Source organism: uncultured Aliivibrio sp. (assembly GCF_946479765.1).
Lineage (GTDB): Bacteria > Pseudomonadota > Gammaproteobacteria > Enterobacterales > Vibrionaceae > Aliivibrio.
Window position 1 is genome coordinate 1 of the sequence record NZ_CAMLHO010000031.1, and the last position, 15263, is coordinate 15263.

Annotated in this window: 11 protein-coding genes; 8 read left to right on the forward strand and 3 right to left on the reverse strand. The window is 39.0% G+C overall.

Annotation, left to right across the window (positions count from 1 at the left end; all coding sequences use genetic code 11):
- Nucleotides 1-209: 209 nt before the first annotated feature.
- Both Q1K78_RS12130 and acnB read left to right on the forward strand, forming a co-directional pair.
- Nucleotides 210-2477 carry a patatin-like phospholipase family protein gene (locus tag Q1K78_RS12130; protein ID WP_300178957.1) on the forward strand — a complete coding sequence of 756 codons (2268 nt, stop codon included), beginning with the start codon at nt 210-212 and terminating at the stop codon, nt 2475-2477.
- A 222-nt stretch (nt 2478-2699) separates the two neighbouring features.
- Nucleotides 2700-5288, forward strand: a complete 2589-nt coding sequence (gene acnB, locus Q1K78_RS12135; protein WP_300178960.1) for a bifunctional aconitate hydratase 2/2-methylisocitrate dehydratase — start codon at nt 2700-2702, stop codon at nt 5286-5288.
- Nucleotides 5289-5351: 63 nt separating this feature from the next.
- On the opposite strand, the gene Q1K78_RS12140 is transcribed toward acnB, so the two are convergent.
- The 3 genes from Q1K78_RS12140 to Q1K78_RS12150 form a co-directional block, all read right to left on the reverse strand.
- Nucleotides 5352-6494, reverse strand: coding sequence for a glycerate kinase (locus tag Q1K78_RS12140; protein ID WP_300178963.1), 1143 nt, complete (start codon nt 6492-6494; stop codon nt 5352-5354).
- Nucleotides 6495-6506: 12 nt separating this feature from the next.
- Complete coding sequence (locus Q1K78_RS12145; RefSeq protein ID WP_300178966.1) at nt 6507-7772, reverse strand: GntP family permease; 1266 nt, start codon at nt 7770-7772, stop codon at nt 6507-6509.
- Nucleotides 7773-7903: 131 nt separating this feature from the next.
- Nucleotides 7904-9046, reverse strand: a complete 1143-nt coding sequence (locus Q1K78_RS12150) for a sugar diacid recognition domain-containing protein (RefSeq protein ID WP_300178969.1) — start codon at nt 9044-9046, stop codon at nt 7904-7906.
- 144 nt (nt 9047-9190) lie between these two features.
- Between Q1K78_RS12150 and Q1K78_RS12155 the strand changes: the two genes are divergently transcribed.
- The 6 genes from Q1K78_RS12155 (at nt 9191) to Q1K78_RS12180 (ending at nt 15238) form a co-directional block, all read left to right on the forward strand.
- On the forward strand, nt 9191-9559 hold the full coding sequence (locus Q1K78_RS12155) for a YacL family protein (protein WP_300178972.1): 369 nt from the start codon (nt 9191-9193) through the stop codon (nt 9557-9559).
- 167 nt (nt 9560-9726) lie between these two features.
- Nucleotides 9727-10065 carry a P-II family nitrogen regulator gene (locus tag Q1K78_RS12160; RefSeq protein WP_045101235.1) on the forward strand — a complete coding sequence of 113 codons (339 nt, stop codon included), beginning with the start codon at nt 9727-9729 and terminating at the stop codon, nt 10063-10065.
- A 17-nt stretch (nt 10066-10082) separates the two neighbouring features.
- Nucleotides 10083-11312, forward strand: a complete 1230-nt coding sequence (locus Q1K78_RS12165) for an ammonium transporter (RefSeq protein WP_300178977.1) — start codon at nt 10083-10085, stop codon at nt 11310-11312.
- Nucleotides 11313-11485: 173 nt separating this feature from the next.
- A complete protein-coding gene (locus Q1K78_RS12170) occupies nt 11486-12499 on the forward strand; it encodes a Fe(3+) ABC transporter substrate-binding protein (RefSeq protein WP_300178980.1) in 1014 nt (337 codons plus the stop codon).
- Nucleotides 12500-12566: 67 nt separating this feature from the next.
- Nucleotides 12567-14198, forward strand: coding sequence for an iron ABC transporter permease (locus Q1K78_RS12175; protein ID WP_300178983.1), 1632 nt, complete (start codon nt 12567-12569; stop codon nt 14196-14198).
- Complete coding sequence (locus Q1K78_RS12180) at nt 14198-15238, forward strand: ABC transporter ATP-binding protein (RefSeq protein WP_300178986.1); 1041 nt, start codon at nt 14198-14200, stop codon at nt 15236-15238. The genes Q1K78_RS12175 and Q1K78_RS12180 overlap by 1 nt, the downstream gene beginning before the upstream one ends.
- The last annotated feature ends 25 nt before the right edge of the window (nt 15239-15263 follow it).

A 15263-nucleotide genomic window follows, 5' to 3' on the forward strand; every position in this document is an offset into this window, starting at 1 on the left:
CGGCCTGTCACGCCGGGGGTCGCGGGTTCGAGTCCCGTCCACTCCGCCACTATTTAAAAAAGCCCTAATCGAAAGATTAGGGCTTTTTTACGTCTGTAGAAAAGTAAATGGTGCAAGTAGACACTGCGGAGTGGTAGTTCCGTTGGTTAAGCTTCCTCTCTACTCTTTCATCCTGTATTCTTTCATATTGCTATTTCAAGGATGACATCATGTGTTTTAAGCCTCTATTATTTTCTTCTATTGCCCTATATCTATTTTCATCAGTATCACTTGCCGATGAACCTCGTCCTAAAATTGGTCTCGTACTTGCTGGCGGTGGTGCAAAAGGTGCTGCACATATCGGCGTATTAAAATCATTAGAAGAAATGCATATTCCCATTGATTACATTACAGGTACTAGTATGGGGGCATATATTGGAGGGTTATATGCATCAGGATTGAGTGCCGATGAAATTGAAGTATTTATTGATTCCGTGAATTGGAATAGCGGTTTTGTTGATAAAGTTGAGCGAAGTGAAAGGCAAATCAGAGATAAAGAATATGAAGATCGCTACCAAATAGGAACCGATATTGGTTTCTCATTTACAGAATTAAAAGCACCAAAAGGCTTTGTTCAAGGCCAAAATATGGCAAAAATCCTTCGAACTACTTCTGGTAATGTTCCTTATTTAGAATCGTTTGACGATCTTCCTATCCCGTTTAGAGCGGTAGCAACCGATATTGAAAAACTCGAACCTGTCATTTTGGATAAAGGCGATTTATCAAAAGCGATGATGGCTAGTATGTCAGTACCAGGAGCTTTACCACCAGTTGAATATGACGGCCTTTTATTGGTTGATGGTGGTAGTGTTAATAATATGCCTGTTGATATAGCAAGAGAGATGGGGGCGGATATTATTATTGCTGTTGATATTGGTTCGGACTATCTAGAAGCTAAAGACATATCTAGTTATTTATCTGTTATGGGGCAACTGACTAATTACATTGTAAAAAATAGTACACTCCAACAAGAAAAATTATTAGATGAACAAGACATTTTACTTTCACCTCATGTCGGAAAAATGGAAACAGCAGAATTTGATAAAATGCCTTTTGCTTATGGTAAGGGTTATGATATTGCGTATGAAAAACATAAAGAATTAAATAAATTGGTTTTATCCAAAATTGATTATCAAGCATATTTAGAAGACAAAAAACTGAAAACTGAGCAGCTCACCCGTGGTGAATCATTACCAATTAATAAAATAAAACTAGCTAATAATAGTCTATATACAGAGAAAATGCTGTTAGACCGATTGAATCTTAAAGAAGGCAAAGCTTATACCGCGAATGAACTTGAAGGGCACATCAGAGACCTGTATGTCATTGATAGATTTGAAAGAGTTGACTATTATTATGAAGGAAATGATGTTGGTTCCCATGATCTTATTGTTGAGGTAAAAGAAAAAAGTTGGGGACCAAATTATTTAGACTTTCGTTTTGCTTTAGAAGATGATTTTGATAATCAAAGTAAATATTCATTAGGTATTTCTATAAATTTTACCGATATTGAATTAACAGGATTAAGAGATAATCGTTCAGAATTGAGAACAAATTTCGAATTCGGGACTGATAAATTAATTTCAGCTGAGTTGTATACTCCCTTTTTAGTGAACCAACTATTATTTACCTCTTTTAAATCGATTTATAGTGTAGAACAGAAAAAATTCTCCCTTTCAGGAAATGAGTTGAGCTCAATTGATAATAATTTCCCTCTAGAATACAGTGATCTTGTATTTGAAGGAGCGTTTGGTTTACAGGGGCACCTATGGAGTGATTTTAGAATTGGTGGTCGGTATACCAAGGGTGATGTTGCTTTTACCAGTATTTCAAGTATTGATGCAAGTTATACAAGAGAAGGTATTTTTGCTCAATATCGTCTTGATACACTGGATAATTATACCTTTCCTACTAAAGGCTTCTACGTTCGTTCTGAGTATTTATATTCTCATGATAATGTTGATGATAGCGCTATCGATTCGGATGGGACAAAAGATTCGGTTATAGAGTTTACAGTCAATACAAGAGCTGCTTGGACTCATTCTCGTCATACTTTCGTCGGTAACTTTGAATACGGTATTGTAGAAAATAAAAAAGGTGATTTACAATTAGAACCTAAATCTCTTGGTGGTTTTTTACGTTTATCAGGAACACCAAAAGACAGCTTAACTGGGCAGAATTTAATGTTTGCTAGTCTTGTTTATCGCTATCGTTTAATGGATAACGACTTTGGTTTATTTCAATCCCCTATATATTTAGGTGGCTCAATAGAAAATGGGGGGCTCTGGAATGGTGAAAGTTTTAAAGAAGCTCCAATTTATACTGCAGGGTCTGTTTTTGCAGGAATAGACTCACCAATAGGACCAATTATTTTAGCTTATGGTAGAACAGAGCAAAGCCACGAATCGGTATATTTAAGCATTGGTGCAACATTATAATTTTTAAAAGTGCGCCATAAGTCATATGTTGTTTGATGTCGTTAGATTTTAATTTTAAGTTAAATTTGATATAGTCTGGCCACATTTTTAGTCTATATCGACATCATATTCTCTTGTTTTATTGAGATTTATAACAGTATTTAAAAGTTAATGGATATAAACTGAATCGTTTCCAAGGATGTTTACTCATTAAGAGTAGACCAGAAAGTGAGGAATTAAGTCGTGCTTGAAGCTTATCGTAAACACGTCGCAGAACGTGCTTCTGAAGGTGTGGTCCCAAGACCATTAAATGCTGAGCAAGTAGCAGCATTAGTTGAACTAGTAAAAAATCCGCCACAAGGTGAAGAAGAACTCCTTCTTGATTTACTAGAAAATCGCATTCCCCCAGGTGTTGATGAAGCGGCTTATGTCAAAGCCGGTTTTTTAACTGCAATTACAACTGGTGATATTTCTTCGTCATTAGTGAGTCGTGAAAAAGCAGCAGAGTTATTAGGTACGATGCAAGGCGGCTACAATATCGATTCATTAGTAAGTTTACTTGATGACGTCGAATTAGCGCCGATCGCAGTTAAAGCATTATCCCATACATTATTAATGTTTGATTCTTTTTACGATGTAGAAGAAAAAGCGAAAGCTGGCAATGCTTCAGCTCAACAAGTTCTTCAATCTTGGGCTGATGCTGATTGGTTTACAGCAAAAGAAAAAGTAGCTGAAAAAATTACCGTTAAAGTATTTAAAGTCACGGGTGAAACTAATACCGATGATTTATCACCAGCACCAGATGCTTGGTCTCGTCCTGATATTCCTGTACATGCGAAAGCGATGTTAAAGATGGAACGAGAGGGCATTAATCCAGATCAAGAGGGCAGTGTTGGCCCTATTAATCAAATTGAAGAACTGCAAAAAGACGGTATTCCATTGGCGTATGTTGGTGATGTAGTTGGTACGGGTTCTTCTCGTAAGTCGGCGACAAATTCTGTTCTGTGGTTTATGGGTGATGATATTCCTTATGTACCGAACAAGCGCACTGGTGGTGTTTGTTTAGGTGGTAAGATCGCGCCGATCTTCTACAACACAATGGAAGACTCAGGTGCGCTACCGATTGAATTGAATGTTCAAGAGATGAATATGGGGGATGTCATTGATATCTTTCCTTATGAAGGTGTTGTTCGTAAAGATGGCGTGGAGATTTCTAGCTTTAATCTTGGTAAAGTATTGCTTGATGAAGTCCGTGCTGGTGGTCGTATTCCACTGATCATTGGTCGTGGTTTAACAAGCCGTGCTCGTACTTCCCTTGGTCTTGAAGAGACAGATTTATTTGCTAAACCCGTTGATCCATCGGCTTCAGATAAAGGCTACACTTTAGCTCAGAAGATGGTTGGTAAAGCTTGTGGAGTTGAAGGTGTTCGTGCTGGTCAGTATTGTGAACCTAAAATGACCACCGTGGGCTCTCAGGATACTACTGGCCCTATGACTCGTGATGAACTAAAAGATCTTGCTTGTCTTGGCTTCTCTGCTGATCTTGTAATGCAGTCATTCTGTCATACATCGGCTTATCCAAAACCTGTTGATGTTAATACTCACCATACATTGCCTGATTTTATTATGAATCGTGGCGGAGTTTCACTTCGTCCGGGTGACGGTGTTATTCACTCTTGGCTAAACCGTATGCTTCTACCTGATACCGTGGGTACGGGTGGTGATTCACATACACGTTTCCCTCTAGGTATTTCTTTCCCTGCTGGTTCTGGCCTTGTTGCCTTTGCTGCTGCGACAGGTGTTATGCCTCTGGATATGCCTGAATCAATTTTGGTTCGTTTTAAAGGCGATATGCAACCAGGTATTACACTGCGTGATCTGGTTCATGCAATCCCTTACTACGGTATTCAGCAAGGTCTACTAACCGTTGCTAAAGCGGGTAAAGTAAATGAATTCTCTGGTCGTGTACTTGAGATTGAAGGTGTTGAACATTTATCGGTAGAACAAGCGTTTGAGTTATCAGATGCATCGGCAGAGCGTTCAGCGGCTGGTTGTACCGTTAAGCTTTCTCAAGAGTCGATTGAGGAGTACTTGAATTCAAACATTGTTATGTTGAAGTGGATGATTTCTGAAGGTTATGGTGAGCGTCGCACTCTTGAGCGTCGCGTTACTTCAATGGAAGAGTGGTTAGCTAATCCTGAATTGATGGAAGCGGATAAAGATGCGGAATACGCGCATGTGATCGAAATTGATCTTGTTGATATTAAAGAACCAATCCTTTGTGCTCCAAATGATCCGGATGACGCTCGTTTACTTTCAGAAGTTCAAGGTACAGAAATTAATGAAGTATTCATTGGTTCTTGTATGACAAATATTGGTCACTTCCGTGCGGCAGGTAAAATGTTAGAAGAGTTTAATGGCTCTTTAAGTACACGTTTATGGGTTGCACCACCAACTAAAATGGATAAAGACCAGTTAATTGAAGAAGGCTACTACGGCATCTTTGGTCGTGCTGGTGTTCGTATTGAAACTCCAGGTTGTTCTCTATGTATGGGGAACCAAGCGCGTGTTGCTGATAAATCGACAGTAATGTCGACGTCAACTCGTAACTTCCCGAACCGTTTAGGTACTGGTGCTAACGTTTATCTTGCTTCTGCTGAGCTATCAGCGGTTGGTGCGATTTTAGGTCGAATTCCAACGCAAGCTGAATACTTAGAGTACGCTGAAAAGATTAATGCAACAGCAGCAGATACGTATCGTTACTTGAATTTCCATAAAATGGGTCAGTATACAGAAAAAGCAGATACGGTTATCTTCCAAGAACCCGCTTAACTTTTGTTTATAAATGAAAAAAGCAGCCAAATTGGCTGCTTTTTTATTGCGTTGAATCTTAAGTTAATTATTTTTAATATTCATCGAGTAGATTGCAGCGACATTTCTTGCTGTGTTTTCAACATTAATCGCGGCTTCTTTTAGTGCTGTTTCTAATGATACAGAGCGAGGAACGACACTGAATACCGCATCAATGCCATATTCATGAACAACTGCGCAATCATCCGATAAACAACCAGCAATCCCAATAACAGGCAAATTGAATTTTTTCGCTGCTCTTGCTACACCAATAGGAGTTTTACCATGAATGGTTTGGCTATCGATTCGACCTTCTCCTGTGATGACAAGATTAGCACTCGATACTATATTTGATAGGTTTACGGCATCCATCACTATTTCGATACCAGGGCGAAGAGTGGCATCAAATAAACCAAGTAGCGCAGCACCAAGTCCACCAGCAGCCCCAGCGCCTTCAGTATCTTTTACGTCTTTATTCAATTGTGATTTCATCACATCAGCGTAATGGCTTAGGTTTGAATCTAATGTTTTTACCATTTCTGGAGTTGCCCCTTTTTGTGGGCCAAAAATATAAGAAGCACCTTTAGGGCCACATAATGGGTTATCAACATCGCACGCGACTTCAAGCGTAATATCATTAAGGCGGGGATCTTTATTTGATGTATCGATCGTTGCAAGGTGTGCTAATGAGCCTCCACCAAAAGCAAGATCATTACCATTTTTATCTAGCAGCTTAATACCAAGAGCTTGAGCCATACCAATACCGCCATCGTTGGTAGCACTGCCACCAATACCTACGATGATATGTTTAACCCCTTTATCTAATGCGGCTTTAATTAACTCGCCAGTTCCATAGGTTGTTGTGTGTAAAGGGTTACGTAAACTTGGTTCAACAAGATGTAAGCCTGATGCCGCTGCCATTTCTATAATTGCGGTTTGTCCATCGCCAAGTAATCCATAGAATCCAGTTACTTTCTCACCAAGAGGAGCGGTAACCGTATGTTCAATTATAGATCCACCAGTAGCATCAATTAGAGATTGAACAGTCCCTTCACCGCCATCGGCCATCGGTAATTTAATATATTCAGCGTTAGGTAATACCTGTTTAAATCCAGCTTCAATTGCCGTAGCGACTTCCATTGCGGTTAAACTTTCTTTGTATGAATCAGGAGCGATAACAATTTTCATAATAAAGCCTTATTAAACAAATAAACCGAAGACACCAAAAATTAGAGTAGAAACGGTTGCGATCATTAGACCTACTGCCGACTCATAAGGGATAAGTTTTAAACGTTCTTTCATATCCATATGAACTGCACCGCCTGTCGCATGAAAGAAACTGCCGTGTGGCATATGATCAAATACCGTTGCACCCGCATGGATCATTGCTGCACCAGCAAGAGCAGGCACGCCAAGCTCTAGAATAGTATGACTAAACACACTTGCAGCAACCGCAGTACCAGCGGTGGTTGATGCTGTCGCTAATGACATCATGGCACCAGAAATTGGTGCTAATAAATAAGAAGGAAGACCAGATGCAGTTAATACTTCAATCAACCCTGATTTGAGACCTGAATTTGCAATGATACCAGCGAGTGTACCTGTACCTAGTAGCATCACTGCAACGGGAGCCATTCGAGATAGACCGGATACTGCAAAATGGTTAGCGTCTTTAAATCGGCCCATTGCTACAGCACCAAGTAAGCCACCAAGCGGAAGGGCAATTAAAGGGTCAACATTAATTCCTGCGATAGGGCGTAAGGCAAGAAGGCTGATAGCAACAAGAGGGGCAACAATTGAAGCAACAAAACTTGGTAGGCGAGAATGATCAACAGAGATGACTTCGTGTTCTTGAACTTTACTGCCTTTATTCACCAATTTTTTAGCAATAAAGTAAGCGAAAACGACGCCAAATAAACCAGGAATAACACCGGCAGCCATTACCGAAGTTAAAGGAACATTAAAGGCATCAGCAGCTGCAATAGCGTTTGGATTTGGTGACATTACGTTACCAGCTTTACCGCCACCAACCATCGCTAATAGGATTGCCATTTTTGAAAGGTCTGCACGACGAGCAATTGCGAGAGCAATAGGAGCAACAGTAATAACGGCAACATCAACAAAAACCCCAACGGCTGTTAAGATCATTGTCGCCACAGCTAAAGCAAGCAAAGCGCGAGTTTCTCCGACTTTCTTTACAATGGTTTCAGCAATTGATGTTGCAGCACCTGATTCGATTAATACACCAGCAAGAACACCAGCTGCGAGAATGCGAAGTACAGCAGTAACAATACCTTGAGCGCCACCAATCATTAAGTTAACGGTATCAGTTAGCGATACACCTCCAACAATACCACCGATAAAAGCACCAATGATCATGCCATACGCTGGCGGCACTTTTTTCAAAATGAGTGTAATTGCCACGATCAGCGCAGCAATTGCACCTAAAGTAGATACTTCGATCATATTAATGTTCCATTTAATAATTAAGATGTCGGTAATCTATCTGTAACCAAGAAAATAAGCTTTAGACGCATGAACAAAAATTAATTGATTAGATAATTCATATGTTGTGCAGTTGCACAAATACTCTCGTATTATTTACTGGCTAATATAGCTAAATACAAATAAGTCCTTTCATTTATCTTATTGATATTTAAGCCTGTTTCACTTTCTATTTTTTCTAATCGGTAACGAAGAGTATTTCGATGAATATGAAGCGCTTTGCATGTTTGAGCTGAATCACAGTTATGAGTAAAAAAAGTGCGCAATGTTTTTAGTAAGCTGCCTTTTGTATCAGCTAACAATAGTTTTTTCAGTGGGAGCGTTAATTGTTGTGAACGCCAAACATCATTCCGTAAGCCATCAATAAGAACGGGTAGTACATTATCTTGATAAAATAGAATTCGGCTTTTAGAATTTGCAGTATTCATGGTCGCTTTCGCGGTCATATAAGACTGAGCTAACCCTTCTAAATTAGGAAAGTAATCACCGAGAGCTATTTTTATCGTGAACTTTTCATCATGAGATATCCTCTGGAAAAGCTGGCGAATACGCTTTTCTTCATGACATCGATTCCATCCCGTATCTGTTAGTGTTATTGGTTTTAAAACGACTACTTCATTTAAAGTGACAGAACTGATGGCAACCAAATTATCTCGTTCAGGGTATTCGAGTAAGTGAACCAGTTTTTGTAGATGAGTAAGAGAGAGGTTTTCACCATTAAATGAATCGACTTTAATGATGGTCGCGATTCTAGGTTGCTTAAGATCGAGTTCTAATCGTTCTGCAATAGAATACAATTGCTGAGTATTGAGATCTGAGGGTTGGATAAGTTGCAGTACTAATTCTTCTTTGTGTCGTTTACTCCACTGTATTTCTGTCATTAGAGCAGCTTGCTCAATAATCAGTTCAGCAGTCATTTTCACTAACTCGCCGTATTGCTGGATATCAGCAGGTTTTCCTGAAATACCAACGACACCAATAATGTTATTCTGAAAAATGATTGGAAGATTGATCCCTGCCTTTACACCTCGTAATTGTTGGGCTGTCGCATGATCAATTTCTACAATTCTATTCTCATTAATCGCTAAAATCGCACCTTCATGACGACAATTAAGGCGAGATATATCTCCTGAACCAATGATCACACCATATTCATCCATCACATTGACTGAATGTTTAATTATTTTCATCGAGCGTTCAACAATCTGTTTCGCGATTACTGTTGTTAACTGCATTATATTGTCTCTGTTTATCGGTCAGTGAGTTAGGTGGTTTGCTATAAAAATAGTAGAGATGGGATTATACTTAAGGAAAGTAGCTCGGCATTGTCTTTGATTAAAAACGTGTGAGCTAATACTTGTTAATCGTTAGGATGTCCGATGGATTACGAATTTAAGAAAAATACACTTGATGGTACTTACCATGCGAACTTCTCTATGGGTCATGAAGCGATGGGACGTTGGCTTGTAGAAGATGTTGCAAAAGACATTGAATTATTAGCAGAGTTGTATCAACAAATTGCGGCAGTAAAAAATACACAAGATGAATGGAAACGTTCAGGGAAGGTAATGACACTAATTTTAACCGATCAAGAAGTTATCGTGCAAGAAAATGCGATTTTTGAAAATTCGGAAGAAGAATTTGAAGAAGATATCCATATATATGACGATGAATGTATATCGGTATGTGGGTTAGAGGATTTTGAATCTATGCTCCAAAGTTGGGAAGCATTTATCCGACGTTTTTAATTCGCATTATAATTGCTCATTATTCGGGAAAGGCTGCACTTATTTAGTGCAGTTTTTTTATTTTATAAAAAAGAATAAATTAACCTATTGATTATTATTGTTTTTAAAAGTTGGCACACGAATTGGATTGTTAATTATAAGTTGCAAGTAATTCTAAGGATTGAATCATGAAAATAATTAATGCCATTATTAAACCATTTAAGTTAGACGATGTTCGTGAAGCGCTCGCAGAAGCGGGAGTCGATGGAATGACAGTCTCTGAAGTAAAAGGGTTTGGTCGTCAAAAAGGTCATACAGAACTGTATCGAGGCGCAGAATATCAAGTCGATTTCTTGCCAAAAGTAAAATTAGAAATTGCAGTTCAAGCTGAGCATGTTGATAACATTATTGAAGCGATAACCAAGGCGGCGCATACCGGAAAAATTGGAGATGGTAAGATTTTTGTTTATGACCTTCAGCAAGCAGTACGTATTCGTACTGGCGAAACTGACACTGAAGCACTTTAAGGATAAAGGACAATATTATGGACATTTCAACAACAGTATCAGAACTACGTTACGCACTAGATACCTTTTTCTTCTTAATGTCAGGTGCATTGGTTATGTGGATGGCCGCAGGCTTTGCCATGTTAGAAGCGGGTTTAGTTCGTTCAAAAAACACCACTGAAATCTTAACTAAAAACCTGTGTTTGTATGCCATTGCCTGTACGACTTATTTAGTGGTTGGTTACAACATTATGTACGTTGATAATACAGCAGGCGGTTTTATTCCCTCGATTGGGGCTTTGATTGGTACTCAATCGGAAGGTGCCGATCATTCATTAGAGTCTGATTTCTTTTTCCAAGTCGTTTTCGTAGCAACAGCGATGTCAGTGGTATCAGGTGCAGTTGCTGAACGAATGAAGCTTTGGTCTTTTCTTGTATTCTCTACGATTTTAACTGCCTTTATTTACCCAATGGAAGGTTACTGGACATGGGGGGGTGGTTTCTTATCAGAAGCAGGTTTTAGTGACTTTGCAGGTTCTGGTATTGTTCATATGGCCGGGGCTTCAGCTGCATTAGCTGGCGTATTGTTGCTTGGTGCTCGTAAAGGTAAATATGGTAAGAAAGGTCAAATCTACCCAATTCCAGGCTCTAATATGCCATTAGCAACGTTAGGTACTTTTATTTTATGGTTTGGGTGGTTTGGGTTTAACGGTGGTTCGCAATTAATGATTTCTGATTTTGAAAACGCTACCGCAGTTGGTCAGATATTTTTGAACACCAATGCCGCCGCCGCCGCCGGTGCAATCACCGCGTTATTTGTTTGTAAAACCACGTGGGGAAAAGCGGATTTAACTATGGTACTTAATGGTGCGTTGGCTGGGCTTGTTGCCATTACTGCGGATCCTTTATCACCATCGCCTTTAGCTGCTGTAAGTATTGGTGCAATCGCTGGTGGACTGGTTGTCTTTAGTATTGTTGCTTTTGATAAAATTAAAATTGATGATCCAGTAGGTGCAATTTCTGTTCATGGTGTGTGTGGATTATTTGGCCTGATGGTTGTTCCACTAAACAATCCGGATGCAACGTTTGGCGCTCAACTGTTCGGTGCGGTCGTTATCTTTGCATGGGTATTTGGTGCAAGTCTTGTTGTTTGGGCGATACTTAAGGCAACAATGGGTATTCGAGTAACAGAAGATGAAGAGCTTGAAGGCATGGATGTTCATGATTGTGGGGTAGATGCTTATCCTGAGTTTGTTAGTGTGAAATAAATCCACCAATTCATAATAATTTACAAAATATAAAGCTCTGATATCAATGATGTTGGGGCTTTTTTTTGTAAAAAATGCGTTAGATCATTGTCATTTTAAAATTGATTTGTATAATAGCGATATTGATAAGTATTCTTATTACCATTTGTAACTAGAGATTTTAAAGGAATATCATGAAAAAGTTATTATCAGTTTCTGCATTAATTGCAGGCATGTTCGCTCCAAGTGTTATGGCTGCAGAAGAAGTTAACGTTTACTCTTATCGTCAGCCTTTCTTGGTTGAACCAATGTTTAAAGAGTTTACCAAAGAGACTGGTATTAAAGTTAATGTGAAGTTTGCTAAAAAAGGTCTAGCTGAAAAGCTGGCTCAAGAAGGTGAGTTAAGCCCTGCTGATGTAGTATTAACTACAGATATTAGCCGTCTAGCGGAGTTAACGAATAAAAATCTAGTTCAATCAGTGGACAGCACAACAATTGATGCAAATGTTCCAGCTCAATATCGTGATACAGATAATGAGTGGTTTGCATTAACGCTTCGTGCTCGTAACGTATATTCGTCTCGTGACCGTGTTGGTAAGTTAGGTGCTGATTTTGATTATGCAGATCTAGCTAATCCTGAATGGAAAGGTAAAATTTGTACTCGTAGCGGTAAGCACCCTTACAATGTATCTCTAGTCTCTTCTATGATTGCTCATCACGGTGAAGCTGAAGCAAAAACATGGTTAGAAGGCGTAAAAGAAAACCTAGCACGTAAACCTCAAGGTAATGATCGTGCACAAGTTAAAGCAATTAAAGAAGGTCTTTGTGATGTTGCTTTAGGTAACAGCTATTACTTAGGTAAAATGGTTAATGATCCTAAGCAAGTATCATGGGCTGAATCGGTATACATTAACTTCCCTAACCAAAACACAGATGGTACACACGTAAACATCAGTGGTATGGCAATGGCTAAATACGCACCAAATAAAGACAATGCATTAAAACTAATGGAATTCTTAACGGGTGATATAGCACAAGGTATGTACGCTGAAGTGAACTACGAATACCCAGTAAAACCAGGAGTTAAACGTTCAGAATTAGTTGCATCTTGGGGTGACTTTAAAGCAGATACTTTATCTTTAGATGCTATTGCAGATAACCACACAAAAGCAATCAAGCTTCTAGACGAAGTTAAATTTGATCTTTAATTTGATATTTACTATTGGTGAGGTAACAATACCTCACCATTTAAAAAAGAGCCTTGCAGTTTAGGCAATGAAAGAAAAATTATTACTCTGGAAAACCAGTAGCTGGAGCTTGGCCCTACTACTGGTTTTGCCGATCATAGCGATCCTATATACCGCACTAGGTAATACTGATGATATTTTTACTCATCTGTTTAATACCGTTTTGCCTACCTATACGTTAAATACGGTTCTATTAGTATTTGGTGCGATGTTCTTTTCCTTAATTTTAGGCGTTCCTTCTGCATGGTTTATGGCCATGTGCCGAATTCCTTCCTCTTCAATATTACAATGGGCGTTGGTTCTTCCTTTAGCTATGCCTGCTTATATTGTGGGTTATATCTATACTGATTGGCTTGATTTTGCAGGTCCAATTCAAGTGTTACTCCGAGATGTAGCGGGATGGCAGTCTTATAGTGATTATTGGTTCCCTGATATCAGAACATTAACCGGTGCAATCTTGGTGATGTCTTTGGTGTTATATCCCTATGTATATTTACTTGCTCGTGCGGCCTTTATGGAGCAAAACATCAGTTTGCTGCAATCTGCACGTTTATTGAAATGTACGCCTTGGGAAAGTTTTAAACGTATTTCTTTACCTCTAGCCCGTCCTTCAATTGCGGTTGCTCTTTCTCTTGTTGCAATGGAAGCGTTAGGTGATTTTGGCACAGTTAGCTACTTCGCAGTAAATACATTAACAACGGCGGTCTATGATACGTGGTTAGGGTATTCGAATTTGAATGCTGCTGCTAAAGTATCTACGTTTATGCTAATGGGGATTCTTTTACTGATCAGTGGTGAGCGATACAGCCGTCGTAAACAGAAAATGTTCCAAGAGAAGTTTAATACCAACGAAGAGTTTCAATATGAACTTCATGGTTGGAAAAAATGGGGTGCATTTGCTTGGTGTTGGGGGTTAGTGTTTATTGCGTTTATTCTCCCTTTATTACAGTTAATCAGTTATTCCATTGATTATTTTGAAGAAAGTTGGACTGCAGAGTTTCAAGAATATGCGTTAAATAGTTTATATGTATCTTCTATTGCAGCGGTTATCGCTGTCATTATTGCTTTGGTGGTGAATTTTTTACATCGCTTACAACCAAATAATAAGTGGAGCGTAATGCCTATGCGTTTAGCATCTCTTGGTTATGCCGTTCCCGGAACAGTGCTTGCTATTGGTGTTATGTTGCCAATGATTGGATTGGATCATTTGGTTAATGATATCTCAAAGCAGTTAGGTTTTGGGATGGTTGGCTTAATTTTCTCGGGTTCAATCTTTGCGTTAATCTTTGCATCGGTAACTCGCTTTTCTGCGGTTGCGATTGGCTCGATTGAAAGTAATTTAAATAAAATCCCACCGTCATTAGATATGGCATCGCGCACTTTAGGCTGTGGAACATGGTCTATGTTACGTCGAGTTCATTTTCCATTAATTCGTCGTGGTTGTTTAATCGCTGGTTTATTAGTGTTTATAGAAACCATGAAGGAGTTAAATGCAGCGCTGTTATTACGCCCATTTAATTTTGAAACATTAGCAACGTACGTATTTAATTTTGCTTCTGATGAGCAATTAGAAATTGCAGCCATGCCTGCGGTATTATTGGTTTTAGTTGGCTTAATCCCATTGATTATAGTTAACCGTTCTTTGGAGCAACATCATTAATGAATTCTGCATTATCTATTTCTAATTTAACTTGTAGCTATCATGATCAGGATATTTTATCTCAGCTCTCTTTAGATGTTGAGTCTGGTGAAATCGTTTGTTTATTAGGAGCAAGTGGTTGTGGTAAAACAACATTACTTAAAGCCATTGCGGGGCTTCTGCCTTTATCGAAAGGTGAGATGAACCTTAATGGAAAAGTGATTACAAACAATAATACGTGGCTACCACCAGAGCAGCGTAATATTGGTATGATCTTTCAAGACTACGCATTATTTCCTCACCTTACAGTGAATGAAAATATTGGGTTTGGATTAAAAGAATGGGATAAGAAACGTGCTGAAGATAAAGTTGAGACGATGCTTCATCTTGTTCATTTAAGTGGATTTGGTGATCGCTACCCACACCAATTATCTGGTGGTCAGCAACAGCGTGTTGCGATTGCAAGAGCGTTAGCCAGCGAACCTGATCTTCTATTATTGGATGAGCCATTTTCTAATATTGATACCCAAGTGCGTCATGATCTAATTAAAGAGATCCGCCGTATTTTTAAAGCTCAAGGCGTAACGGCCATTTTTGTTACTCATAGCCGTGAAGAGGCATTTGCTTTTTCTGATAAATTGGCAGTAATGAATCATGGTGTGATTGAGCAATTCGGTAGTGCCAATGATTTGTATTATTCACCAAACAGTCGTTTTGTCGCTGACTTTTTAGGTGGTGGATCGTACGTATCAGGAATCATTCAACAAGATGGAAATATTGATAGTACCGTCGGTTTGATTTCTTGTGGTCGCAGTACTGAAGACACCAATAAAAAAGCCGATGTATTACTTCGTCCGCAAAATATTACTCTGTATCGAGATCCCAAAGGCAGTGCTATTGTTAAGGAGTTGCAGTTTATGGGTGATACGTGCAGATATGTAATTGAAGATGATGGGACGCAATTAATTGGCGTATCTAATGATTCTTTATCGAATGGTGAGAGAGTAAGAGTAGATATAAAGCCCCATTGCCCAATCGTATTTATTCAAGAAAACAATTAAGCTTTTAGATAAAAAGAACCCAGCC